This is a genomic window from Arthrobacter sp. 9AX, assembly GCF_902506095.1.
Taxonomy (GTDB): domain Bacteria; phylum Actinomycetota; class Actinomycetes; order Actinomycetales; family Micrococcaceae; genus Arthrobacter.
In genome coordinates, this window is sequence record NZ_LR733293.1 from 919279 (window position 1) to 943383 (window position 24105).

Sequence of the window (24105 nt, forward strand, 5' to 3'; positions counted from 1 at the left end):
GCAAAAGGCGCTACTTCCCTTGCAAATAAAGGGAAGTAGCGCCTTGCTCATTGGCGGTGACGGTGGGATTTGAACCCACGTTGGCTTTTACACCAAACAACATTTCGAGTGTTGCACCTTCGGCCGCTCGGACACGTCACCAACCTCAATAGGGTACCGGAGCGAGGCGCCCATCCCCAAAACGGGCCGGACCCGAGAAGGCTTGGTGCGCATCAGTGAGCATTCCTTCTCAGCTTTTAGCCGGGGCTGATGCTGTGAAGCGGAGCCAACAGGCGGAACAACACATGGGCTGGCTTGGCTGCTGGGGCGAGGAGCCGGTCCTCAAAAAAGTTCAAAAAACTTTCCCGGAGACAGCTCAGCGGGTCCTGTTTTGTCAGACCCCCTGGCGATGATTGGTTTATGGGGAGAGCGGCGGTGGCGAAGGCGTTGGAGGATATGAATGCTGCTATTGCTGTGCTTAATGCCGAGGTGGGAGGGTGTGGTGCGGAGCCGTTTTCGGAGGCTGATCCGTTGGCCGGGTTGGCTGGGGGGTGCCTGGATATTCTTGCCGGGGCCGCCGGGGTTCAGGCCCGGATTTCGGGATTGATGGTCAATGCCGCGGGGACTTACGCCGATAAGGCACGGGCGGCCGCTCCGCCGGAGGCACCGGTGCAGGCGCAGGAAATGGCGATCGCGGCGGAGATCGGGGCCCTCCTGTCCCTGAGTGACCGGGCCGCCGGCGCCCTGTTGGCCCAGTCCCATGCCTTGACCACCTCCCTGCCCCGGACGCTGGCTGCGCTGCACCATGGAACACTTTCCTGGCAGCATGCCACGGTGATGGTGGACGAGACCGCCACCCTTGACCCCGCCGGCGCCGCGGCCCTCGAAGCACACTTCCTGGGCCCGGACGCACCGAGACCGGCCACTGCCGCCTCCATTGGGGAGATGCCGGCGTACCGGTTCAAGGCCAAGGCCCGGACGTGGCGGGAACGCCACCACGCCGAATCAATCGAGAAACGCCATGCCAAGGGAGTCTTGGATCGGCGGGTGGAGTACCGGCCGGACCAGGACGGGATGGCCTGGCTTTCTGCGTATCTGCCCGCGGACCAGGCTTCGGCTGCCTGGAACCGGTTGACGGCCCTGGCCCGGGGGCTGCAGGGACCCGACGAGGGCCGCACCCTGACACAACTGCGGGCCGATATTTTCTCCTCGGCGATTCTCGTCAGCGGCACCAGTAGCGGCACCACCAGTGGCGGCACCGCGAGTGGCGGCGGGAGTGACTGTGGCGCGGCCGGCGATGGTGTCGGCGGCTTTGCGGGTGCGGGAACCGATGCGGGCCCGGCCTCGGGGATCAGGGCGCAGGTGTTGGTCACCGTGCCGGTGTTCTCCCTGATGGGATTGACCGATGAGCCGGCGGTCCTGGACGGGTACGGGCCGATCCCGCCCTCGATGGCACGGCAGCTGGTCGCCGAGGGTGCGGGTTCGTTCTACCGGGTCCTGGTCGATCCGTGGGACGGTGCGCCGCTGGAGATCGGGCGCACGAACTACCGGGTCAGCACGGCCATGCGGAACTGGCTCAGGCTGCGGGACGGAAAATGCCCGTTCCCCGGCTGCAACAATAACTCGCTCGACAACGAAGCCGATCACCTCCTCGCCTGGCACCACGGCGGCAGCACCGGGGTATCGAACCTCGGACAACCCTGCCCCAAACACCACCGGCTCCGCCACACCAGCGGCTGGAAACCCACCCCGGCCAGCAAAACCGAACCACCGGGCTGGACCTCCCCCACCGGCAGGCACTACAAAAGCGAACACCAGGACTGGGAACCACCCCACTGGCCCCACCATGTCCTTACCCCGCCCCTGGGAGTGACCGGCGGCCCACCGGACTTCATCTACACCAGGCTCTCGCCAGGAGAAGACGGACTCGAGGGCCCCACCATGTCCTTACCCCGCCCCTGGGAGTGACCGGCGGCCCACCGGACTTCATCTACACCAGGCTCTCGCCAGGAGAAGACGGACTCGAGCGGTTCCTGCACGCCTACGGCTGATCACGACCACGCACGGGTTCGAACCGAGCTAGGGACAGTGCCAACGTGGGAGAAACCCCGTTCAACTTTCCCCGGCGCGCCCGGGCCGCTAGATTCATCAGCAAGATGACTAATTCACGCGCGCCCATCAACGCAACTGCTTACTGGACTACAGCCCGGGAGCAGGGCGAGCTCCGCCCCGAGGAGCTGCCCGTGCCCGGCCCGACCCAGGCCTTGGTCCGGACCTTGTACTCCGGCATCAGCAAAGGCACCGAGATGGTGGTCCATCACGGCTCGGTTCCGCCCCGTGTCGCAGAGGAGATGCGTGCCCCGCACCAGGAAGGCAGCTTCCCGGGGCCGGTGAAGTTCGGTTACCTCTCGGTGGGCGTTGTGGAGGAGGGGCCGGCGGAGTGGGTAGGTCAGCGTGTGTTCTGCCTGAACCCGCACCAGGACCGCTACGTCGTGGAGTTGGCTTCGCTGACAAAAATCCCGGACAACGTACCCTCGCAGCGCGCCGTGCTGACCGGAACGGTGGAAACAGCGGTGAACGCCCTGTGGGAGGCCGGTCCGCGTCTGGGTGACCGCGTGGCCGTGGTGGGTGCAGGCCTGGTAGGCGGCATGGTTGCCACCCTGCTCAGAACCTTTCCGTTGCAGCGACTCCAGCTCGTGGACCTGGATCCGGGGCGGAAAAAGCTTGCAGACACGTTGGGTGTCGAGTTCACCCAGCCGGATGACGCCCTCGCCGATTGCGACATTGTGTTCCACTGCTCGGCTTCCCAGGAAGGGCTCGAGCGAAGCCTGCAGCTGGTCGGCGACGAGGGCGACGTTATCGAGATGTCCTGGTACGCCAACCGCGAGGTCACCGTGCCGCTCGGCGAGGACTTCCATGCCCGCCGGCTCTCCATCAGGGCCAGCCAGGTGGGGGTGGTGGCGCGGGCGCGGCGGCACCGCAGGACCAACGCCGACCGCCTTGACCTGGCCGTATCGCTCCTCGCGGATCCTGTGTTTGATGCGTTCCTGACCGGATCGTCACCGTTCGCCGATCTGCCAGACGTGGTGCAGGAACTCGCGGACGGTACGCGGGACGCGCTGTGCCACGTCATCGAATATCCGCAGGAAGCCAGTGCCAAGAACCAGCCCGCATAACAACCCCCGAAGACCAGAGGTAGCCCATGTTCAGCCTTACTGTCCGTCGCCACTTCATGATCGCCCACAGCCTTCCGCGGGAGGCTTTCGGCCCCGCCCAGGCCCTGCACGGGGCCACGTTTGTCGCGGAGGTGACGTTCCGCCGTCGGACGCTCAATGATGACGCCATCGTCCTGGACATCGGCGCTGCGGGAACCATCATCGAGGAGGTGCTGGCGGGCCTGAACTACCGCAACTTGGATGAGCACCCGGATTTCGAAGGCAAACTCAGCACCACCGAGGCTTTGGCGGAGTACATTGCCCAGTCCGTGGCGCACAAGCTGAAGGATGACGACGACGGCGGCCGGCTCGCCGGGATCGATGTCACCTTGCGCGAAAATCCCGACGCCTGGGCAACGTACTCGCTGGACCTTCCCGCCGGCCGGCCGTAGCCGCCTGATCCCTTGCGTCCGATTCGGCTCCTCGTTCCGGCGAACATCCGCCACAACTCCGGCGGCAACGTCTACAACGCCCGGTTGGTGGCGGGGCTGCGCGTGTTGGGTACCGATGTGGAGGTGCTTCCGGTCGAAGGTTCCTGGCCGGAGTCCAGTGCGAAAGAACGACGGCGGCTGGGCACGTTGCTGGGCGCCTGGGAACCGGGTGCTGTGCCCGGGACAGCCGTCACGATTGTTGACGGGCTGATCGCCATGGGTGCGCCGGACCCGCTGGAGTTCGCCGCCAAAGCGGGGCGGGAGACCTGGGTGCTGGTGCATATGCCGGCGCCCGCGAACTACGATCTCGAGGCACGGTCGCTTCGTGCGGCATCGGGAATCATCTGTACCAGCACCTGGGCGGCCAAAATCCTCGAGGAGCGCCACGGTTTGCGGGGACTGCACGTCGCCCTGCCCGGGGCGGACGCCGCAGCCCTGGCGGAAGGGTCCGCTCCGCCTCACATCATCACCGTCGCCGCGCTGCTGCCCAACAAAGACCAGCTGCTGGTGGTTGAGGCCCTGGCCCGTCTTCAGGACCTCGAGTGGACCGCTTCGCTGGTGGGCTCGGATCAGGCGGACCCGGACTATGCAGGGCGGGTGCGGGAATCGGTCGCGGCACACGGGTTGGGAAACAGGGTGCGGATCGCCGGCGAACTGAAGGGCCAGGCGCTTGAAGAGGAATGGAACCGGGCAGACCTCAGCGTCCTTGTCTCCAAGGCTGAGGCGTTCGGCATGGTGGTCACGGAATCGCTGGCCCACGGAATCCCGGTGATCGTGCGCGCTGGGACCGGCGCCGTGGAAGCCCTGGGCTTTGCGGCACCGGACGAAGGAAAAAGCGTTTCGGGAACGGCAGTGCACTTTCCAGGAACGGAAGATTCGGAAAATCCTGCCCTGCTGGCTGAGGTGCTGCGGAACTGGTTGCAGGACCGCAGGATCAGGGACACCTGGCGGGCGGCGGCCCTGGAGACGAGGACGACGCTGCCGGGGTGGGACCGCACCGCGATACGCATTATGGACCTGACAGCCAACAGCCGGACAGGTCCGGACAAGCGCCAACCGGAGGGGTAGGGAGCAATGCCGGAACCGCTGTTCCCGGGCCGCGGAAAGCATTGGGATACTGACGTTCCGGAACACCTCGTCCGGCAGGCGGGACACCTTCGGCGTCGAGTGCGCAACGGGGTGGCGGCAGCCTAGATCCGGGTGCGGTGCCCCGCAAAGAAATCCCGCAGCAGCCCGCCGCATTCGGCTTCACGCACTCCGCCATAGACCTCAACCCAGTGGTTGAGCCGGCGTTCCCGAAGGACATCGAACACCGAACCCGCGGCACCCGCCTTCTCATCCCAGGCACCAAAAACCACCCGGGGAATCCGTGCCAGGACTATGGCGCCGGCACACATGGCGCACGGCTCCAGCGTCACAACCAGCGTGCAGTCGGCCAGCCGCCACCCGTCCCCGGTGCCGCCGTCGGCCATTGACACATCACGCAGCCGCGCCGCCGCCTCGCGAATGGCAACAATCTCGGCATGGGCGGTGGGGTCGCCCAGCTCCTCCCGCTGGTTCCGTCCGGTACCCAGCACCACGCCGTCGGGCCCTACCACCACGGCGCCAATGGGCACATCCTCCGTCACCAGGGCCTGGCGCGCCTCCGCCAGGGCAAGGCCCATCCACGAGTCGTGATTCTTTTCTGCGGAGACCATGGCTCAATGATAGTTTCGGAGGATAACCAAGGCCCGTGACGTAGATCCGCCGGAGGCATTATGAGCACCGTCCGAGACCGCGTGGACAAGTGGATCAAGCCCTATGCCGCCCTGTGGCTGACCATGATCATCGGCGGCGCCCTGGTGCTCACCCTGGCCCTCATCGGGGCCGAGGTTTACGCGGATGTAGTGGATGACGAAGGCTTGGCGAGCCTGGATATTCCTGCCCTGGAGTATTCGCAGACGTTGCGCAATCCGGGGGTGGACGCCTTCGTTACGGGCTTCACCAATATTGGCGGCGGGATCGGAATGCCCATCCTGGCCAGCATCCTGACCGCGTGGCTGACCTTCCTGAGCCGGACATGGCGCCCCATCGTCCTGGTGGGCGGTGCGGCCCTCGTCTCGACGACGGCCACCACCCTCGGCAAGCGCCTCGTGGGCAGGACCCGGCCGGACCATTCCGAAGCTGTGCCGCCCTACGAAGACTCGCCCTCCTTCCCCAGCGGCCACACCCTGAACACCACCGTGGTGATCGGCGTCCTTGTCTACATCATGTGCCTGCAGTTCGAGATCCTTTGGGCCCGGATCACAGCCATCACGGCCGGTGTCATCTTCATCATCGCCATGGGATTGAGCCGCGTCTTCCTGGGCCACCACTGGCTGACGGACGTCATGGCCGGTTGGGTCCTGGGGCTGGCCTGGGTGTGCATGGTGATCCTCGCCCACCGGCTGTTCCATCTCATCCGCAGGCGCGAGCACGCCGGTCCCGCCCCCACGTTCGAGCATCCGGTCATCCGCGAGGACCACACCGGTGAGGCGCAGCAGGGCGCCGGCACCGCAGCGAGGTCCGACGGCGGCACGTCAGGAAGCAGCGACGGCGGCCCACCGCTGTGAGGCTGACGGAGCTGACGGAAGGAAAGTGCCCGGCCGCCGGGTGGTAGTTTTGACCCATGCGCACTCTCGTTGTGGACCACCCCCTGGTCGCCCATAAGCTCACGGTCCTGCGGGACAAAAACACCCCGTCGCCGGTCTTCCGGCAGTTGACGGAGGAGCTGGTCACCCTGCTCGCTTATGAGGCCACGCGCGAGGTCCGCACCGAACCTGTCACCATCGAAACCCCGGTCAGCACCACCGTGGGAACCGCATTCACCAAGCCCACCCCGCTGGTGGTCCCCATCCTGCGCGCAGGCCTGGGCATGCTCGAAGGCATGACAAAACTCGTCCCCACCGCCGAAGTCGGCTTCCTTGGCATGGCCCGGGATGAGGAAACCCTGGACATCATCACCTACGCCGAACGCCTCCCCGAGAACCTCACGGACCGCCAGATCTTCGTTTTGGACCCCATGCTGGCCACCGGCGGCACCCTGCGTGAAGCCATCAAGTTCCTCTTTAAGCGCGGCGCCTCCGACGTCACGTGCATCTGCCTGCTGGCCGCCCCGGAAGGCCTGGCCAAGCTGGAGGAAGAACTTTCCGGCGCCAACGTCACGATCGTTCTGGCGTCCATCGACGAAAAGCTCAACGAAAAGTCGTACATCGTTCCCGGCCTCGGCGACGCCGGCGACAGGCTTTACGGCATCGCCGGGTAGTCCACAACCCTTTTCCATTCCACCTCCCGCCACTAGATTGTGCGGATGGACTGGAAACTGGAACTTGTGTTTGTGCCTGTCTCGGACGTGGACCGCGCCAAGGATTTCTACGTCAACAAGGTGGGATTCAATGCGGACTTTGATGAGCGTCCCTCGGACTCCATCCGCTTTGTCCAGCTGACGCCCCGCGGCTCAGCCTGCTCCATCTGCATCGGGGAAGGGCTCACGGACGCGCCTCCCGGTACCGGGTCAAACCTGCAGCTGGTGGTCAGCGACATTCACGCCGCCCACAAGCACCTGAAGGACAACGGGGTGGACGTCAGTGACGTGGACGTGCAGGAATGGGGCCACTTCGTCTACTTTGCCGATCCCGACGGCAACCGGTGGGCGGTCCAGTACATCCCGGGCCGCGAAAGCTGACACAGGGGAGGGCTGGCTGCCTGGGGCAGAATGGGAATCATGACTGTCCCCACCCAGGCTGCACCCCAGACGCTGAGCTGCCGCGCCGTCCTCTTTGACATGGACGGTACCCTGGTTGACTCCACTGCTGTGGTGGAGCAGGTATGGGGTGAATTCGCGGCGCGCTACGGCCTGGACCTGGCCGAGATCCTCCGGACCTCGCACGGCGTCCAGGCGCGCGATACTGTCACCCGCTTTGCTCCAGCGGGCGCGGACATTCCAGCGCTGACGGCAGAGCTCGGTGCAATGGAGCGCGTCCGGACAGATGGCATCGTGCCCCTGCCCGGCGCCGCGCGGCTGCTGGCCGCCCTGCCGGCGGACGCCGTCGCCCTCGTCACCTCGGCTGACCGCGTCCTGGCCAACATCCGCATGGCAGCGGCGGGCCTGGCCATGCCGGCCATCGCCGTGACAGCTGAACTGGTGACGAAGGGCAAGCCGAATCCCGAGGGCTACTTGAAGGCCGCAGCCAACCTGGGTGTGGATCCCGCGGACGCCGTGGTTTTTGAGGACGCTCCGGCCGGCATCGCTGCCGGGGTGGCCGCCGGCATCCGAACCGTGGCTGTGGGGCCCAACACGGGCCCGCTGCCGAACGGCGTTTTGCACCTCAAGGATTACAGTGCAGTCGCCGTCGAACTGGCAGTGGATGCCGAGGACCTGACCGTTATCTCGTTCTGGCTTTGAGGCAAGCCGCCGGGGCTTAGTACCAGTTGTGGGACAGGTGGAAGTTCAGCGCACCACAAGGGGACTCGTAACGCTCCTGGATGTAGTTCAGGCCCCAGTTGATCTGCGTCCGGTAGTTGGTGAGGTAGTCCGCGCCGGCGCTGGCCATCTTCTCGGCAGGCAGGGACTGGACGATGCCATAGGCGCCACTGCTCGCGTTGGTGGCTGTGGTGGTCCAATCGGATTCCTTGTCCCACAGCGTTACCAGGCACTGCATCTGGTCCGGAGCCCAGCCGTAGCTGGCAAGCTGGCCGGCAGCGTAAGCCTGTGCACCGGCGGGGTCGTTGATCGCGACGACGGGGGCTGGTTCGGGAGCGGGTGCGGCCGCCGGCGCGGGCTCGGGAGCAGGGGCCGGTGCCGGCTCAGCGGCGGGCGCCGGTGCGGGTTCGGCGGCCTGCGGGGCCACTGCGATGGCCTCGGGTGCCGGGGCCGCTGGGTTGGCGCGGATTTCGCTCTTCTCGATGCTCAGGTTGGACTGTGCTTCGGCGGCCTGGGTTTCGGTAGCGGCCACGCGGATGCTGGACTCGGTAGCCTGCCCGGCCGCGCCGACTCCCACGAGGAGTGCGGCGGATGCGGCGAAAACAGCGGCGCGCTTGCCAATGAAGGGGAACTTGCCGGCTTTGCGGCCCGTGGAGGGTGCGGCCACGGATTTGGGGCGCGGTTTAACCAGGAACTTGGACATGATGAATCGCCTCTCACACCTGCGGAGTTAGCTGTCGGGTTCGGATGAGGGCATCCGGCCGCACGGAAACATCACGTGCTGGCTTAACCCCAAGGGCAGTCATTAGCCCGGGACTGTGGGTCCCCCGCCTCTGCCGTTGATCAAGCGGAAATCCGGGAAGCGGCAGAGCTTGGCGTCATCCGGATATGGGTTCCCGATCGGGAACCCCACCCCATCGACGGTACAGGAGTGGAGCGCTTAAGTCACATTTTGGTAACAGGGATCACGGGCAGCGGCGCGTCGGGTTGCTCTGTTGTCACTACGTTGTCCGCGGTAAGGGGAGCTGCAGGGCAAACTGTGTGCGCCCCGGCTGTGACGTCACCGTTACCCTTCCGCCATGTGCCTCCGCGATGGATTCAACAATGGACAATCCCAGGCCGCTGGTGCCCTCCGCGGCCGAGGCCCCGGCATGGTCTCCCGCGCCCTTCCGGGCCGTGTCTGCGCGGGCGAAGCGGGAGAACACCTGGTCCACGAACTCCGCGGGGATCCCGCCCCCGTCGTCCGTTACCGTTACCACCGCCGCGCCGCCGGGCGACGTGCCCACGCCCGTGACCACCGTGGTTCCCGGGGGAGTGTGCTTGCGTGCGTTCGAAAGCAGGTTCATCAGCACCTGGCGCAGCTGTGAGGCGTCGCCGTTGACCACCACGGGCTCCTCGGGGAGCTCCAGGCGCCAGTTGTGGCCCGGGGCCATCACCTGCTCGTCGCTGACGCCCTCGATCACCAGCTGCGTAAGGTCCACCTCGCTGAGCTTGAGCGGCTGGCCCTCATCGAGCCGGGCCAGCAGCAGGAGGTCTTCCACCAGGGCGGTCATCCGCTCCGATTGGCTCTGTACGCGTGCCAGCGACTTTTGGCCGTCGGGAGTGAAATCCTCGGTCATCCGCATCAGCTCCGTGTAGCCGCGGATGGCCGTGAGGGGTGTGCGCAGCTCGTGCGAGGCGTCGGCAACGAACTGCCGCACCTTGGTTTCGCTTCTCTGCCGCGCCTGCAGTGCGTTGGCAACGTTGTCCAGCATGAGGTTGAGCGCGTGGCCCACACTGCCTACTTCCGTCCCCGGATTGGAGTTCGACGGCGGGACGCGCACCGCCAGGGCTACCTCACCGGCGTCCAGCGGCAGCTGGGAGACGCGGGTGGCCACTTCGGAGAGCTGCTCAAGGGGCTTCATGGTGCGCCTGATCAGCACGGTACCCACCAGCCCGATGAGCAGCAGTCCGCCCAGTGAAACGAACACAAAGGTCCACACCAGGGAGGCGAGCGTGCTCTCCTTGGCGGCAAGGGGGAGCCCGGTTACCAGCACGTCGCCAAAGTTGGTCTTTACGGCAATCAGCCTGTAGTCCCCGTTGGAGAGGGGGCGATCCACTGGCTGCGCGTCCGTTGCCAAACCCAGTAAAACTTGCTTGTCCTCAGCTGATAAGGGTGAGCGGGAGGTGTCCGAGGCGAGGAATCCTGCACTGTTCACCTGCCCGTTGAGGATCCGGGCGTTCATGGTCCCCACACTTTGCCCGCGGGCGTCCAGCGGATCCCGTCCGTTGAAACCCCCTCCCGGAGGACGGCCCGGATCGTTCGACCGCTCAGCGGCCTGGCTGAGCTGGTCGTCCAGCTGGCGGGTGAGGAACGCGTCCATGGAGGCGTAGCTGACCACGCCCACTGCGCCGCAGATGGCGATGAGCAAGGCCATGGCGAGGAGGACGAGGCGGGTCCGCAGGTGCCAGGTGCTGGGTTTGAACCAGCTTCGGGGAACGGCTGCCGGAAGCGAATGGGAGGCCATGGCGGGCCTAGTCCGCAGGCTTGATGACGTACCCGGCGCCGCGCACGGTGTGGATCATGGGCGGGTGGACTGCGTCCACCTTCTTGCGCAGGTAGGAGATGTACAGCTCCACGATGTTGGCTTGTCCGCCGAAGTCGTAGTCCCAGACGCGGTCCAGGATCTGCGCCTTGCTGATCACCCGCTTGGGGTTCTCCATCAGGTAGCGCAGCAGCTCGAACTGGGTGGCCGTGAGCTGGAGTTCCCCGCCGGCGCGGGTTACTTCGCGGGTGTCGACGTTCAGGACCAGGTCGCCCACCACCAGTTCGGCGGTATCCATGGCTGCCACCCCCGAGCGCTGGACCAGGCGGTGCAGCCGCAGGAGGACTTCCTCCATGCTGAACGGCTTGGTGACGTAGTCATCGCCGCCCGCCGCCAGGCCCACGATCCGGTCCTGCACGGCATCCTTGGCCGTCAGGAAGAGCGCCGGGACCTCGGGGGCGAAGGCGCGGATCCTGCCCAGCAGCTCGACGCCGTCGAACCCGGGCAGCATCACATCGAGAACCAGGACGTCGGGACGGAAGTCCTTGGCAAGCTTGACTGCCTCGGGACCGTCGGCTGCGACGGCAACAGACCAGCCGGCCATCCGCAGGCCCATGCTCATGAGTTCTGAAAGGCTTGGTTCGTCGTCAACCACGAGGGCGCGGATGGGGGATCCGTCCGGGTGGGAGAGCTTGGGGAGGTTGTTTGTCATGGAATGCGGTGTGGCCATGGAACAACTCTCCGATCAGTCGTTTAGCCGGGGCTTTGGGAATCCTGTGTCCCGGCTGTGAATCCCAGCCTAGCCAGCTGGGTGTGGAAAGGCCCGTGAGGCGAGGCTTGTGTGCCGGCGGAGTGGAAGTCTTTACGTATCCGCCTAATGTGAGGTCCCGCAGTAGCAGAAGAGCGGCCAGATTTTTGTGCTGAAACGCGGGAGTCGCTGGACATGGGAGCCATCGCGCAGAAGGGATTTTGGTATTTCCCGCGCATTTGAAGAAAGTTACTCTCATGGGGCAGGCTGCCGAATTAAGTCGAGCCAAGTGCAGCGTTTCGGGTCGAAAGCTCAATAATGAACGGTATTCTGGCAGTCCATCAGAATCGTGATCTGCGCCACAAAGGCGCATTCTGTCTCATAATGCGGACTGATCGGTCCATTGTTACTTGCAAGTTAGCATTGTTACGCTGCACACTCTCATTGTGAACAAGAACTCAACAGCACCTGCAGCCGCAGACTATTGGCCCAGCACATCCGCTGCTGCCGACATGCGCTGTTGTCGAATGTACGCCTGACCTTCCCACCCCTCGAAGTTCCTTAGGCATTCGCCCCCCAGCCCAGCGTCGGGCGTCCCTCCCCAGTTTCATTGCGGGGAACCCAGCATTCGAGCCGCGATGACGGCCATTCACATTGAGGTAAGCATCCATGTCAGTTGCATCCGGATACGTCCACATCTCCGTCCGTAACGCCGCCAAGGCCGGCCAGCCCTCCGGCCTCCGCCCCGGCTTCGCCCCACGCCCGTCGCTCGCCCCCGCCGCTCCCGGCAGCAGCTTCCCGGCCTCGGGCTACGCACCCCAGGGTTACAACCCCAACTCCTACGGCCAGCTCCGAGCGGTCACCCCGGCCGAGCCGGCCCCGGTGACTGCCCCCACGCCGGTTGTTGCCGGACCCAACGCCGTCCGCCCCGTCGCCAACGACAACGTGGCACGCGGCTTCGTCCTCTACATGGGCATCGACGAGGAAACCGCGGCCGCTGCCGGAACCTCCATCGCCAAGCTCGCCCAGGAAATCCGCGCCTACGCCCAGTCCCTCGTGTCCGGTGCCGAGAGCTACGCCGCCGTGGCAGTGGCCCCCGCCGGCACACCCGGTTCCGCGCTCGACGTCGTCCGCTCCACCTTTGGCGACCCCACCGTCAACACCCGGCAGCGCACCGAAACCCCCCGGCCGCAGCAGCCCCAGGAACCGCGCCCGTCCGGCGTCCTGATCGACCTTGCGCGCCGTGAAGTACACCTCGACGGCGAATCCCTGAACCTGACCTTCAAGGAGTTCGAACTCCTGAACTATCTCGTGGAGAACGGCACCCGTACCGTGGGCCGCGACGAGCTGCTCGAGGGGCTGTGGCGCAACGCCGAAGAAGTGCCCAACGAGCGCACCATCGACGTCCACATCCGCCGGCTGCGCTCCAAGCTGGGCCGCCTCGCCAACACGGTGCGCACCGTCCGCGGCCAGGGCTACCGGTTCTACGAGCACCCCGAAGTTGTTGTCTGGGCCGCTCCGGAATACTCGATCTAACAAACCTTATTCCCACGCCTTAAGGCGGCACGATCCCTCTGCGCCTGCGCTCGTCCCTCCCCGCCGCCACCCTCGCGGCGTGGGCCCACGTCGGCGGATGCGGTACTACTCGAAATGCCTCCAGCGTGCCAAGTCCTCCGAGTATTGGCCGCCGCGGCTGTTGGAAGGCCGGGCGTCACTGGATGCACGCTTTTCGAGCCATGGTCTTGGGTGAGCCTGAGTTTCCGGGGTTCTTGCTCTCAAGTGCCCGCAAAAGCGTGCTGGGCCGTGACGGCTTTTGGCTGCCTACCGCGTGGTTGGCTGGCTATAGGCTTGGGCCATGAGTGAGCACCATCTTCGACGCCTTGTGATCATGCGGCACGCCAAGGCGGATTGGCCGGGCGGGGTGCCTGACCATGAGCGGCCCCTGGAGGAACGCGGGCACCGGAAGGCGCCGCTGGCCGGGCGGTGGCTGCTCAAACACAACATCGTTCCCGACTTCATCCTGTGCTCCAGCGCCCTTCGCACCCGGCAAACCTGCACCTGGGTTTGCTCGGAACTCGGGGACAAGGCTCCCACGCCCAAACTTGAAGACGGCCTGTACGCCGCCTCTGCCCTTCGGATGCTCAGCGTGGTCAACCACGTCCCGGACACCGTCACAACGCTGATGCTCATCGCCCACCAGCCCGGCGTCCAGGACCTCGCCATGCACCTGGCTTCACGCGACTCCAACCACGACGCCTACATGGACGCCGCCACCAGGTACCCCACCAGCGCCCTCACCGTCCTGGAAACCGAGAAATCGTGGGCCGAACTGGACGGACAGGACGCCCGGATCACAAAATTCAAGGTGCCCCGGGCGCACTAAGGCAGATTACTTCTTCGGGGCCGGACGCCGCTGAGGCTGCCGCACGGAACCCTGCCGCGCCACACCCTGGCCGCCTCCGTCCTGGCGCGCGGGACCCTGCAGGCCGGCACCTTGTTTCTGGGGCACCTGCCGAGCGGACGACGTCGGCTGCCGCCCTTGGGTGCGCCCCGGGGAGGAGGTGCGTGGGTGCGAAGCCCCTGACGCGCCCTGGCGCCGGACGGGCGCCTGCCCGCGCGCGACGCTTCCGGGCCGGGACGAGGCGCGCGCAGGAGCGGCCCCCGCGGCGGGACGCCGTCCGGGCCACATCGCGCCCAGGAACAATGCCGCCAGGGCCGTCACGATCGAGAGGGCGGCGAGGAAGAAATAGTTGTCGGGGTCGTCGGTGGGCAGCGGGGTACCGAACAGCGACGACTCATCGGTGAACGCCAGCTCCCACGTGCTCATGAACGCGAGCGATCCTGCGATGGCGAGGCTCGTGGACAGGCCGGCAACCGCCAGCATCACGTACCGCCGCCGCCGAAGGACCTCGATGATGCAGGCAAGGTAGGCCAGCGCCAGCATGCCAAGGAACGCCAGGAACACAGGTTCGGCCAGCGTCATGCCCGTCAGGACCAGGAGCCCGGCAGCCACGAGGCCGCTGATGACCGCAAACTTTCCGCTGTTCCCCATGTGACGCATGTGCACCATCATCCCCGAGAAGGGGCGTCCTTCAGCACGTAGCCGCGCATGATCGCCATGATTGCTGCAACGCTTTGGTCACGGGTGCGCTCCGGGTTGTACGTCTGCCGGTCCAACCCCACCACAAAGCAGGCGCCGAAGATCGCTGTCTCCAGGCTGCCGCGGGGGACCGACGGGTCCACCGGGTAAACCCGGGCAACCTTTCCCACTGCGTCGCCTATGACTTCCAGGAGCTCGGCGCGAAGGAGGGTAAACGTTCCCTGCCATTCGCTGGGTGTCCGCCAGTTCTCGCTGACCCACAGGCGGGCAAAAGACGGGTAATCGGCCATAAAATCCATCGCCTGCCCGATCATGGCCTCCATGGCCAGCAAGGGGTCGCCGGCCGGAACGGCCACCTCGTCCGTTACGCCCAGCAGGCGGCCTTTGAGGATTTCGACGCCGTGCCTCAGCAGTTGTGCAATAAGGTCCGATTTGCTGCCGAAGTTGTAGTACACCGTCCCCTTTGACACGCCGGCAGCTGCAGCGATCTCATCAACTGTCACGCCGGCCGCGCCGCGCTCACCGATCAGTTCCATGGAGGCATCGAAGAGCTTTTGCCGGGTGGCTGAGGTCCGGGCGGGACGCAGTTTTTTCACCGGCTCCGGATCAGGGGGTTCGGCGGCGCCCGCCTGCGGAGATGTCATACCGCGATCTCCGGTTTCAGCGTCTTCAGCGTCCAGAACTTCCCCTTGCGGACCGCGAGCGTGGACATCGCCACTCCCAGCGCCGTGTACCCCAGGAGGCCCAGGACGGTGGGAACAATCATGGACAGGTCGGCACCATAGATCAGGTGCCGCATCCCTGTCACCACGTAGCCCATCGGCAGGATCTCGTGCACCACATGCAGGGGCTGCGGAGTGGTCTGCCACGGGAACGTGCCGCCCGAAGAAACCAGCTGCAACACCAGCAGGATCAGCACCACCAGCTTGCCCGGCGAGCCAAGGAGCGCCACGATGCCCTGGATGATGGCGCTGAAGGCCATGGCCGCGGCCAGCATAAAGAGCCACATCAGGACCGGATGGGCGGCGTTCAGGCCCAGCGCGAGGTTCACCACCAGGGTGAGGAGGGTGGCCTGCACCACCGAGACCGTAAAGAACGGCAGCCAGCCGCCGAGGGCGATCTTCCACGACCGTGCGTTGGAGGCCAGGGCCCGCTGCGTGAGCGGCCGCATGGCCTGGACCAGCATAAAGACGCCGATCCACAGTGCGAGCGTCAGGAAGAACGGTGCCAGCCCGGCGCCGTAGGATCCGGCCTTCGCCTGCGAAACGTTGCTGACCGCCACGGGATCTGCGATCACCCGGGACAGGTTGTTCTTCTGTTCGTCGTCCGGGTTGGGAACCTGTCCAGCGCCCTTGCCGATTTCGTCCGCGAGGGTTTTCGAGCCGTCCGTAGCCGTTCCCGCTCCCTGTTCGAGCTGCGCTGCGCCGTCGTCCAGCTTATGGGCCCCCTGGGCCAAAGCCGCCGCGCCGTCTGCTGCTGCCTGCCCGCCGGTAGCGAGCGTCGCCGCGCCAGTGTGGAGCTGGTCGGCCCCGCCGGACGCCTGCGCCACGGCTTCCTTCAACGCCGGGGTGCCCCCGGCAAGCTGGGCGGCGCCCACGCTGACGGCCTCGGAACCGTCCGCCAGTTGCTGGATCTGTGCCGCATCCGTCTGGATCTTCGTTCTGGCAGCGGCCACCGGGCTGGAGGCAGCCACGGCGTCGAAATCGGCCAGGATGCTGTCCGCCTGGGCCTGGGTGAGGACGCCGGAGGCAATCAACCGGGTGTTCGACTCCACTACGCGCGTACGGAGGCCCTGGTCTGCCGCCTCCAGCTGGGCAGACACGTCCTGGAGCTTGGTGTTCAGTTGCGCGTTGCCCGCAGCCACCTGCGCTGCGCCGGACGCCAAGGTCTGGGTATCGCCGGGCAGGGTGGCTGTCTTGTCCTTCAAAATGGACAGCCCGCTGCTCAGCCGGCCCGCGCCGTCGGTGAGCTGGTTGGCGCCGTCGCGCAGTTTCAGCTGGCCGGCGTACAGCTCGTCGGCTCCGCCGGCCAGGCCGGTGGTTCCGTTGTGCAGGGTCACCGTTCCGTCCCGGAGAGCGGCGACGCCGTTGGCCAGCTGGCCGGCGCCGTCGGCTGCTTTGACCATCTGTGTGTGGATGGTGCCAAAGCCCGTGAGCAGTTGATTGGCGGTCTCCTCTCCAACGTCCGCGGCAACTGTGCTGTGCACGGACGTAGTCAACTTGTCCACGATGGTGCTCAGCAGGTAATTGTTGGCGTCATTCGTGGTGACATTGAGCATCGCCTGGCTGGCGGAATCGAAACTGCCGGGGGAAACGAGGTGCGCGGAGAAGTCCTCCGGGATCTTCAACGCGAAAGAGTACTTGCCGCTGCTGACGCCAGCATCGGCTTCCTCCCCGTTTTCCACTGGGACCCAGTGGAATAGGTTGCCCTCCACCAGGCTGTCGGCGACCACAGTGCCGGCGTGCAGCACGGTGCCGTCGCCGGCAGTAGCACCGGCATCCTCAACCACCAGGGCGGCGTCGATCTGGTCCAGGTTGCCGTATGGATCCCAGTTGGCGTACAGGTACACCGCGCCGTACAGCAGGGGCACCATGGTGAGGGCGAGGATGGTCAACTTGGGCAGCAGCCCGCCGGTCATCCTCTTGAGTTCTGAGCGGGCCAGCCGCAAAACAGTCACTTGGCATCCTCGATTTCGAGTTCACGTTCCCGGGCATCTGCAAGGTCTTCAGCAGCCACATCGGTTTCGTTTTGGGGGTCTGCGGTGGCAGCGGCAGTGCGCTGCGCATCGTTGCCGATGCTGGCAAAGGGACCGGACCACGACTGGGGCAGGGCACCTACCGTTGCTGCGACGGCGAGCGGCCGCCCGGCGTCGGACGCCAGCTGCTCCAGCCGCGGCAGCCAGTCGGCGGGGTCGGCAGTGTGCCGGTCCGGGGAGTCCACCACCAGCAGGTCCGTGTGCGGGTTGGCCAGCGCCAGGGCCGTGAGCAGTTCCAGCCGGCGCAAGGGGTCCAGCTGCTCGATCCACTGGTCCGCGATGTCTCCGAAGCTGTTGACCTTGAGCCACGGGTTGCTGAGCAGGGCGCCCCGGTAGCGGCGGGGGATCAGCGCAAGGTCCTCCGTGACCAGGTCGCGGACGCTGAGGTGGCGCTCGGGCTCGTTAACGCCCGGAGCGTCCACGAGGGCGCTGGCCGACCGCACGCGCCGGGTTTCGCGGTGGCCGTCCCAGCTGACAGAGCCGGTGCCGGCCTTCATCCGGCCGCTGAGCACCAGGGCCAGCGCGGTGCGGTGGTCCTGCCGTTCTCCGGATACCAGTAACAGTTCGCCGCGGCTGACCTGGAGTGACGTGGCGGGAAGCAGGGGGTCGCGGCGGCCGCGGACATGGAGCTGCTGGGCAGAGAGCAAGAAGGGCCTTTCACAGACGGTTGCTCCCGCAGTCTATCTAAACTGACTGGTCAGTTCAAATAATATTCACAGTCCGTACTTTTCGAGCAGCCGCAGCCAGACTTCGCTGATGGTGGGGTACGACGGGACGGCATGCCACAGCCGGTCGAGCGACACCCCGCCCACCACCGCAATGGTTGCTGCATGCAGGAGCTCTGCCACGTCGGGCCCGGCGAAGGTGGCTCCCAGCAGGACCCCGCGGTCCTCATCAACAACCAGCTGCGCCCAGCCTTCGTAGTTCTCGGAATGGAGCGAGGATCCTGCCACCCGGATGGGAAGTTCCACGGATGACGCGTTGTAGCCGTCCTTGAGAGCTGTTTCCAGCGTCCGGCCCACGGCCGCCAGTTCAGGATCGGTGAAGACAACGCCCGGAACGGCGTGCTGGTTGGCGGTCTGGGCGTAGCGGCTCCAGTCCTCGGCGGCGCCGGTCAATTCACCCTTGGCGCGCGCGGCGATGGCGTCACCGGTGGCACGGGCCTCGTACTTCCCCTGGTGGGTGTACAGGTTCCTGCCGGCGGCGTCGCCGACGGCGTAGAGCCAGGGTTCCTCGCCTGGAGCGCCTTCCACCAGGCCCGAATTGTCAGTGGTGAGTTTCAGGTGCCCTGCTTCGTCGGGCTCGAAACCTACGCTCTCCAGCCCCAGTCCTTCCAGGGCGGGGTGACGGCCTGTGGCCACCAGGACCTTGTCCGCTGCCACGCTGGAACCGTCACCGAACTGCAGACTGAAGCTGCCGTCGTCGTTCCCGCTGATGCTGTCCGTCACGGTATTGAGCCGGATCTCCACGCCGTCCGCGCGCAGCCCCGCCGCCACCAGCGCCGCGGCTTCCGCCGGAAAGCTGCGCAGCAGCCCGCTGCGGGCCACGAGGGTCACGGTGGAACCCAGCCGGGCAAAGGCCTGCGCCAGTTCCGTTCCAGCGACCCCACCGCCGAGCACCACCAGGCGGTCCGGAACCTCCTTGGCGGATGTGGCTTCGCGGGTTCCCCACACCTGCACGTCCTCAAGTCCCGTGACGGGGGGAGTATTGGGCGTGGAACCGGTGGCCAGCACCACCGCGTGACGCGCCTGGAGCCGGTAGGAGTTGCCGTCCAGGCCGGCTACTTCAACGGTTTTCGGCGCCGTCAGCCAGCCGTGGCCGCGGACCAAATCAATGCCCGTATCCTCCAGCCACTTCACCTGGCCGTCATCCTGCCAGTTGGACGTCATGTAATCGCGGAATTTCAGGACGGCCCGTGCGTCGAGGGTGCGCGTGACTGCTTCCTTGGCACCCGGGGATGTCTGGGCCCCGTGGAGGGCCGTGCCGGGACGGAGCAGGGCTTTGGACGGCATGCAGGCCCAGTATGAGCACTCGCCGCCCACCAGTTCCGCTTCCACCACGGCAGCCGTGAGTCCGCCCTGGACCACCCGGTCCGCCACGTTTTCCCCCACGGCGCCGGCGCCGATCACCACAACATCAAATTCACGGACAACAGCCTCGGGCATCATGGGGAAAGCCTACGCCGGGACGGTGACAGGCAAGGTGGCGGGACATGGCTGCGGAACCTTGTAGCGGGGCAAAGCAAAAGGTCCGCACCGGCGAACCGGTGCGGACCTTGTTGGTGCGCCCAAAGGGATTCGAACCCCTGACCTTCTGTTCCGTAGACAGACGCTCTATCCAGCTGAGCTATGGGCGCATCTTGTGTCCCGGGGGAAGAACCGCTCTCCCTGAACCTCGAATTACTTTACGCGAGGGTTGGCCGCGATGCCAAATCGAGAGGCGTGTAATCTCGGCAACTAGACCGGTATAGGTGACCTTCGTCACTTAATTGCCATGATTTGCGACCGAATTCCTTGAATTTGCGCGGAATTGGTTTTCTGCAGTCATCAAACGTCAGCCTACGTCCAAAAAAGTCCAGTGGTCCGGACCATAGCATTTAGGACACACCGATGAACCTGAGGAAGGGAACCGAAATGGGCGATCTGGCGCAGAAGCCGCTGCTTGATAACGCACCCACCACACATGCCGGTCTGCTGGCATGGGTCGAGGAGGTTGCTGAGCTAACGCAGCCGGAACGTATCTACTGGGTAGACGGCTCCGAAGAAGAGAACACCCGCCTCACGGATGAACTCGTGGCAGCCGGAACGCTGACCCGGCTCAACCAGGACCTGTTCCCCAACTCCTTTGCCGCCTTCTCCGATCCCGCTGACGTAGCCCGGGTGGAGGAGCAGACCTTCATCTGCTCGGAGAACAAGCATGACGCAGGATTCACCAACAACTGGATGGACCCGGCGGAGATGAAGGACAAGCTCCGCGGCCTGTTCGCCGGCTCCATGCGTGGCCGGACCATGTACGTCATCCCCTTCGTCATGGGCCACCTCGACGCTGAGGACCCCAAGTTCGGCGTCGAGATCACGGACAGCGCCTACGTGGTCGCATCGATGCGCATCATGGCCCGCACCGGCACCGATGTCCTGAACCGCATCACCGAGACCAACGCCTTCTTCGTTCCCGCACTGCACTCCCTGGGTGCTCCGCTGGAAGCCGGCCAGGCGGACGTCCCGTGGCCCTGCAACCCGGACAAATGGATTGTCCACTTCCCCGAAGAGCGCTCCATCTGGTCCTTTGGCTCCGGCTACGGCGGCAACGCACTGCTCGGCAAGAAGTGCTACGCACTGCGCATTGCCTCGGTGATGGCACACGATGAGGGCTGGCTGGCCGAGCACATGCTCATCCTCAAGCTCACTTCACCGGAACAGAAGACCTACTACATTTCCGCCGCTTTCCCGTCGGCCTGCGGCAAGACCAACCTTGCCCTGCTTGACCCCACCATCAAGGGCTGGAAGGTCGAGACCCTCGGCGACGACATCACCTGGATGCGGTTCGGCAAGGAAGGCGAACTGCGGGCCGTCAACCCGGAAGCCGGCCTCTTCGGCGTGGCTCCAGGCACCGGCTGGGGCACCAACCCCAACGCCATGCGTGCCATCGCCAAGGGCAACAGCATCTTCACCAACGTCGCACTGACCGACGACGGCGGCGTCTGGTGGGAAGGCATGACGGAGGAAGTGCCCGCGCACCTCACCGACTGGCAGGGCAACTCCTGGACGCCGGAGTCCGGTAAACCTGCCGCCCACCCGAACTCCCGTTTCTGCACCCCGATCGACCAGATCGACATGCTGGCCGAGGAGTACCACAGCCCCAACGGCGTGGAGCTGTCCGCCATCCTGTTCGGCGGCCGGCGCAAGACCACTATCCCGCTGGTCACCGAAGCCCGCAACTGGTCCAACGGCATCTTCATGGGCGCCACCCTCTCCTCGGAAACCACTGCAGCCGCAGCCGGTGCCGTGGGTGTGGTCCGCCGCGACCCGATGGCCATGCTGCCCTTCATCGGATACGACGCGGGCGACTACCTGAACCACTGGGTTAACCTGTCCGCCAAGGCCAACCCCGAGCGGCTGCCTAAGATCTTCCTGGTCAACTGGTTCCGCCGGAACTCCGAAGGTGGTTTCGCCTGGCCCGGATTCGGCGACAACTCGCGCGTCCTCAAGTGGGCCATCGAGCGCCTCGAGGGCAAGGCCGACGCCGTGGAGACCCCCATCGGCTTCGTTCCCACCGGCGACTCGATCGACCTGGAAGGCCTGGACATGACCCCGGCCCAGGTGGAGGAAGCCGTCAAGGTGGACCCCGCCGAGTGGGCTGCGGAGCTGGCCTCCATCGAGGAATGGTTTGCGAACTTCGGCGGCTCGCTGCCGGACGCGCTCCAGTCCGAGCTCGCCACCCTGAAGTCCCGTCTGGGCTAAGAACTGTCATCGAGGCCCCTTAAGACAATGGCGTCTTAAGTGCGACGGCGGCCCCGCACCTTTCAAGCGAAAGGTGCGGGGCCGCCGTCGTTCCCACTCCAGGGCGCTGGATTCAGCCCGCCAGCCAGCTGTCCGGGCCGAACACCTCGTCGTGGATCCGTGTAGCCGGGATGCCGGGGCTACAGCCTGGGCCGGATGCCGATCATTTCGAAGACGGGGTCCATTTGCCGGGACCCGGGAAGGCCGGCAATCACCACCCCGTCGAGCTCGCGGTAGAAGGCTTCGCGGGCCCGCGACAGGGCCGAGCGGAGCTGGCACTCATTGAGAAGCGGGCAGTTGCCGCCCGGGCCCACGCGCTCTGCCGCGTCGGTGGCAGTTCCCGGTCTAGTCCACCCAGACACTGGGTTCGCTGGCATCAGCTGCAAGCTCGCCGAACTCCCACGTCCGGGTTGCCGCGTCAGCTGAGTAGGGCAGTACCGCGGCGAACACGTGGCCGTCGCGGTGCTCGGTTGCCACGTGGATGGCGTCCGACTCTTCCTCCACCAGGAGGATGTCGCAGACCACCGCCGCTGCCCGGAAGTCCTCCCGGTTCTGCCGCAGCAGGACGGTGAGGTCGCTGATCATGGCGTCGGCGTCGAAGTCGCCGTCGGAACCCTCTTCCGCATCTGCCGGTGTGACGGCGACCAGGCGGACTTCGCCGTCGTTCTGCACCGTCAGGGCGAACGGCAGGAAGCCGCCGTTGCGCTCCAGTTGCTCCTGGGCCGCGCTGATGCCCGTTCCCAGGAGGTTTTCGAGGTCGGTGGCGGTGCTTTCGGGAACGGTGTCCCGCCATGACGCCTGCCCGGTCCCAGCTGCTCCGGAGTCCAGTCCGTTGTCCTCAGCCATGCGGGCGCTATGCCCGGACGATCGACAGGACGCGGTCGCGGATCCGCTCCATGGTGGGGCGGTCGGTGGCCTCAACGTTGAGCCGCAGGAACGGTTCGGTGTTGGACGGGCGCAGGTTGAACCAGTAGCTGCCGTCATTGGCCGTGAAGGTGCTGCCGTCCATCCCGTCGATGGTGAGGTCTTCGCCGGCGAAGTCGGCCCGTACTCGCTCCACGGCCGCTGCCTTGTCCTCGACCTCGGAATTGATTTCGCCCGATGATACGTAGGGTTCGTACTCCCGGCCAAGCTCCGACAAGGGCCCGTCCTGCTCGCCCAGGGCTGCCAGGACGTGCATGGCGGCCAGCATGCCGGTGTCCGCATTCCAGAAGTCGCGGAAGTAGAAGTGGGCTGAGTGCTCGCCGCCGAACACCGCCCCTTCCTCTGCCATGACTGCCTTGATGAACGAGTGGCCAACACGCGTGCGCACGGCCCGGCCGCCGTCGTGCTCCACCAACTCGGGCACGGCACGCGAGGTAAGGAGGTTGTGGATGATGGTGGGAGTGCCCTCGCCCAGTGCCTTGGCGCGGGCAATTTCACGGCGGGCCACCATCCCGGTGATGGCCGACGGCGACACGGGCTCGCCCTTTTCGTCCACGACGAAGCAGCGGTCAGCGTCGCCGTCGAAGGCCAGTCCGATGTCCGCGCCGTGCTGGAGGACTGCTGCCTGCAGGTCACGGAGGTTTTCCGGCTCCAGCGGGTTGGCGGGGTGGTTGGGGAACGAGCCGTCCAGCTCGAAGTAGAGGGGAACGATGTCCAGCGGCAGCTTGGGGAGCAGGGCGTCGCCCAGGACGGCCGGTGTGGTCAGGCCGGCCATGCCGTTGCCTGCATCCACGACTACCTTCAGGGGGCGTGAGCCGGACAGGTCCACCAGCTTGCGGAGGTACTCGGAGTAGTCCTTGAGGACGTCGCGGACGCTGATCTGCCCGCGCTGTTCAACGGCCGGGATGACGCCGGTGTTGAGGTACTGCTCGGCGAGTGCCTGGATGTCCTTGAGGCCGGTTTCCGAGGAGATGGGGACGGCGCCGGCTTTGGACATCTTGATGCCGTTGTAGCCGGCGGGGTTGTGGCTGGCGGTGAACGTGGCGCCGGCGCGGTCCAGGTAACCGCAGGCGAAGTAAAGCTCATCGGTGGAGATCAGGTCCAGGAGTTCGACGTCGGCCCCGCGGGTTGCGGCACCATCGGCGAAGGCCTTGCTGAATTCGGGGGAGGAGGGGCGCATGTCGCCGCCCACCAGGATGGTCTGGCCCTGGAGCTGCAGGATGTCCACGAACGCGGCCCCCACGGCTTCGACGATTTCGGCCGTGATCGACTCGCCCACGATACCGCGGACGTCGTACGCCTTAAAGGATGCCGAGAGGTCAAAAGTGGTTGTCTGTTCGCTAGTCACGGGCTTTATCTTACGTGGACCGCGGAAGTGCCTGTGGAGGACAGGTTGGACGTGCTGTATGTGACGGCTTGTTCCGTGGGTTGTCCGGTTCCCGGTATCCACATAGCAGCCACACCCGGCGCGGGCTGTCAGGGGTGGCT

At 65.8% G+C, this 24105-nt stretch carries 23 protein-coding genes, 2 tRNA genes and 1 riboswitch; of the genes, 11 read left to right on the top strand and 14 right to left on the bottom strand.

Annotation, left to right across the window (positions count from 1 at the left end; all coding sequences use genetic code 11):
* Positions 1–51 precede the first annotated feature (51 nt).
* Positions 52–141 (bottom strand) — tRNA-Ser (locus tag BACI348_RS04305).
* Positions 142–399: 258 nt separating this feature from the next.
* Between BACI348_RS04305 and BACI348_RS04310 the strand changes: the two genes are divergently transcribed.
* The 4 genes from BACI348_RS04310 (at position 400) to BACI348_RS04325 (ending at position 4693) form a co-directional block, all read left to right on the top strand.
* Entirely contained in the window at positions 400–1947 is a 1548-nt protein-coding gene (locus tag BACI348_RS04310) for an HNH endonuclease signature motif containing protein (RefSeq protein WP_159824112.1), read from the top strand.
* 188 nt (positions 1948–2135) lie between these two features.
* Positions 2136–3155, top strand: a complete 1020-nt coding sequence (locus BACI348_RS04315) for a zinc-dependent alcohol dehydrogenase (RefSeq protein WP_159824113.1) — start codon at positions 2136–2138, stop codon at positions 3153–3155.
* Between the two features lie 26 nt (positions 3156–3181).
* The gene (locus tag BACI348_RS04320; RefSeq protein ID WP_159824114.1) at positions 3182–3586 is read left to right on the top strand and encodes a 6-pyruvoyl trahydropterin synthase family protein; all 405 of its coding nucleotides are present in this window, start codon (positions 3182–3184) and stop codon (positions 3584–3586) included.
* A 12-nt stretch (positions 3587–3598) separates the two neighbouring features.
* Positions 3599–4693 (top strand): glycosyltransferase family 4 protein, encoded by a 1095-nt coding sequence (locus tag BACI348_RS04325; RefSeq protein WP_201298371.1) that lies wholly within the window; start codon positions 3599–3601, stop codon positions 4691–4693.
* A 122-nt stretch (positions 4694–4815) separates the two neighbouring features.
* On the opposite strand, the gene BACI348_RS04330 is transcribed toward BACI348_RS04325, so the two are convergent.
* Positions 4816–5322: a nucleoside deaminase gene (locus BACI348_RS04330; protein ID WP_159824115.1), complete on the bottom strand. Its 507-nt coding sequence runs from the start codon at positions 5320–5322 to the stop codon at positions 4816–4818.
* A 60-nt stretch (positions 5323–5382) separates the two neighbouring features.
* Between BACI348_RS04330 and BACI348_RS04335 the strand changes: the two genes are divergently transcribed.
* Genes BACI348_RS04335 through BACI348_RS04350 form a run of 4 tightly spaced genes read left to right on the top strand, consistent with a single transcriptional unit; the run spans position 5383 to position 8048 of the window.
* Positions 5383–6216: a phosphatase PAP2 family protein gene (locus BACI348_RS04335; protein ID WP_236557423.1), complete on the top strand. Its 834-nt coding sequence runs from the start codon at positions 5383–5385 to the stop codon at positions 6214–6216.
* A 56-nt stretch (positions 6217–6272) separates the two neighbouring features.
* A complete protein-coding gene (upp, locus tag BACI348_RS04340; RefSeq protein ID WP_079598319.1) occupies positions 6273–6908 on the top strand; it encodes a uracil phosphoribosyltransferase in 636 nt (211 codons plus the stop codon).
* Positions 6909–6953: 45 nt separating this feature from the next.
* Positions 6954–7328 (top strand): glyoxalase superfamily protein, encoded by a 375-nt coding sequence (locus BACI348_RS04345; RefSeq protein WP_159824116.1) that lies wholly within the window; start codon positions 6954–6956, stop codon positions 7326–7328.
* 39 nt (positions 7329–7367) lie between these two features.
* Positions 7368–8048 carry an HAD-IA family hydrolase gene (locus tag BACI348_RS04350; protein WP_159824117.1) on the top strand — a complete coding sequence of 227 codons (681 nt, stop codon included), beginning with the start codon at positions 7368–7370 and terminating at the stop codon, positions 8046–8048.
* Between the two features lie 16 nt (positions 8049–8064).
* Here BACI348_RS04350 and BACI348_RS04355 read toward each other — a convergent pair whose 3' ends face one another.
* The 3 genes from BACI348_RS04355 to BACI348_RS04365 all read right to left on the bottom strand — a co-directional run bounded on the left by BACI348_RS04355 (position 8065) and on the right by BACI348_RS04365 (position 11321).
* Positions 8065–8769, bottom strand: coding sequence for an aggregation-promoting factor C-terminal-like domain-containing protein (locus BACI348_RS04355; protein WP_159824118.1), 705 nt, complete (start codon positions 8767–8769; stop codon positions 8065–8067).
* Positions 8770–8774: 5 nt separating this feature from the next.
* Positions 8775–8926, bottom strand: a riboswitch (cyclic di-AMP (ydaO/yuaA leader).
* 141 nt (positions 8927–9067) lie between these two features.
* Positions 9068–10573 (bottom strand): HAMP domain-containing sensor histidine kinase, encoded by a 1506-nt coding sequence (locus BACI348_RS04360; protein ID WP_159824119.1) that lies wholly within the window; start codon positions 10571–10573, stop codon positions 9068–9070.
* 7 nt (positions 10574–10580) lie between these two features.
* Entirely contained in the window at positions 10581–11321 is a 741-nt protein-coding gene (locus BACI348_RS04365; protein ID WP_159824120.1) for a response regulator transcription factor, read from the bottom strand.
* 687 nt (positions 11322–12008) lie between these two features.
* Between BACI348_RS04365 and BACI348_RS04370 the strand changes: the two genes are divergently transcribed.
* On the top strand, positions 12009–12875 hold the full coding sequence (locus tag BACI348_RS04370; RefSeq protein WP_159824121.1) for a winged helix-turn-helix domain-containing protein: 867 nt from the start codon (positions 12009–12011) through the stop codon (positions 12873–12875).
* A gap of 319 nt (positions 12876–13194) precedes the next feature.
* Positions 13195–13722, top strand: coding sequence for a SixA phosphatase family protein (locus BACI348_RS04375; protein ID WP_159824122.1), 528 nt, complete (start codon positions 13195–13197; stop codon positions 13720–13722).
* Positions 13723–13728: 6 nt separating this feature from the next.
* On the opposite strand, the gene BACI348_RS04380 is transcribed toward BACI348_RS04375, so the two are convergent.
* From BACI348_RS04380 to BACI348_RS04405, 6 genes are all read right to left on the bottom strand, one after another.
* Complete coding sequence (locus BACI348_RS04380; RefSeq protein ID WP_159824123.1) at positions 13729–14391, bottom strand: hypothetical protein; 663 nt, start codon at positions 14389–14391, stop codon at positions 13729–13731.
* A 17-nt stretch (positions 14392–14408) separates the two neighbouring features.
* Complete coding sequence (locus BACI348_RS04385) at positions 14409–15083, bottom strand: TetR/AcrR family transcriptional regulator (protein WP_159824124.1); 675 nt, start codon at positions 15081–15083, stop codon at positions 14409–14411.
* Positions 15080–17116 carry a YhgE/Pip family protein gene (locus BACI348_RS04390; protein WP_159824125.1) on the bottom strand — a complete coding sequence of 679 codons (2037 nt, stop codon included), beginning with the start codon at positions 17114–17116 and terminating at the stop codon, positions 15080–15082. The genes BACI348_RS04385 and BACI348_RS04390 overlap by 4 nt, the downstream gene beginning before the upstream one ends.
* Positions 17113–17841 (bottom strand): sugar ABC transporter ATP-binding protein, encoded by a 729-nt coding sequence (locus BACI348_RS04395; RefSeq protein WP_159824126.1) that lies wholly within the window; start codon positions 17839–17841, stop codon positions 17113–17115. The genes BACI348_RS04390 and BACI348_RS04395 overlap by 4 nt, the downstream gene beginning before the upstream one ends.
* Positions 17842–17907: 66 nt before the next feature.
* Positions 17908–19362, bottom strand: a complete 1455-nt coding sequence (locus BACI348_RS04400) for a dihydrolipoyl dehydrogenase family protein (protein WP_159824127.1) — start codon at positions 19360–19362, stop codon at positions 17908–17910.
* A 111-nt stretch (positions 19363–19473) separates the two neighbouring features.
* Positions 19474–19550 (bottom strand) — tRNA-Arg (locus tag BACI348_RS04405).
* Between the two features lie 277 nt (positions 19551–19827).
* Here BACI348_RS04405 and BACI348_RS04410 point away from each other — a divergent pair.
* The gene (locus tag BACI348_RS04410) at positions 19828–21654 is read left to right on the top strand and encodes a phosphoenolpyruvate carboxykinase (GTP) (protein WP_159829775.1); all 1827 of its coding nucleotides are present in this window, start codon (positions 19828–19830) and stop codon (positions 21652–21654) included.
* A gap of 179 nt (positions 21655–21833) precedes the next feature.
* On the opposite strand, the gene BACI348_RS04415 is transcribed toward BACI348_RS04410, so the two are convergent.
* From BACI348_RS04415 to BACI348_RS04425, 3 genes are read right to left on the bottom strand one after another with little or no spacing between them, the layout of a single operon-like run.
* Complete coding sequence (locus BACI348_RS04415) at positions 21834–22070, bottom strand: helix-turn-helix domain-containing protein (protein ID WP_442858489.1); 237 nt, start codon at positions 22068–22070, stop codon at positions 21834–21836.
* Positions 22039–22539 (bottom strand): hypothetical protein, encoded by a 501-nt coding sequence (locus tag BACI348_RS04420; protein WP_159824128.1) that lies wholly within the window; start codon positions 22537–22539, stop codon positions 22039–22041. The genes BACI348_RS04415 and BACI348_RS04420 overlap by 32 nt, the downstream gene beginning before the upstream one ends.
* A 7-nt stretch (positions 22540–22546) precedes the next feature.
* Positions 22547–23965, bottom strand: coding sequence for a phosphomannomutase/phosphoglucomutase (locus tag BACI348_RS04425; RefSeq protein WP_159824129.1), 1419 nt, complete (start codon positions 23963–23965; stop codon positions 22547–22549).
* Positions 23966–24105: the final 140 nt, after the last annotated feature.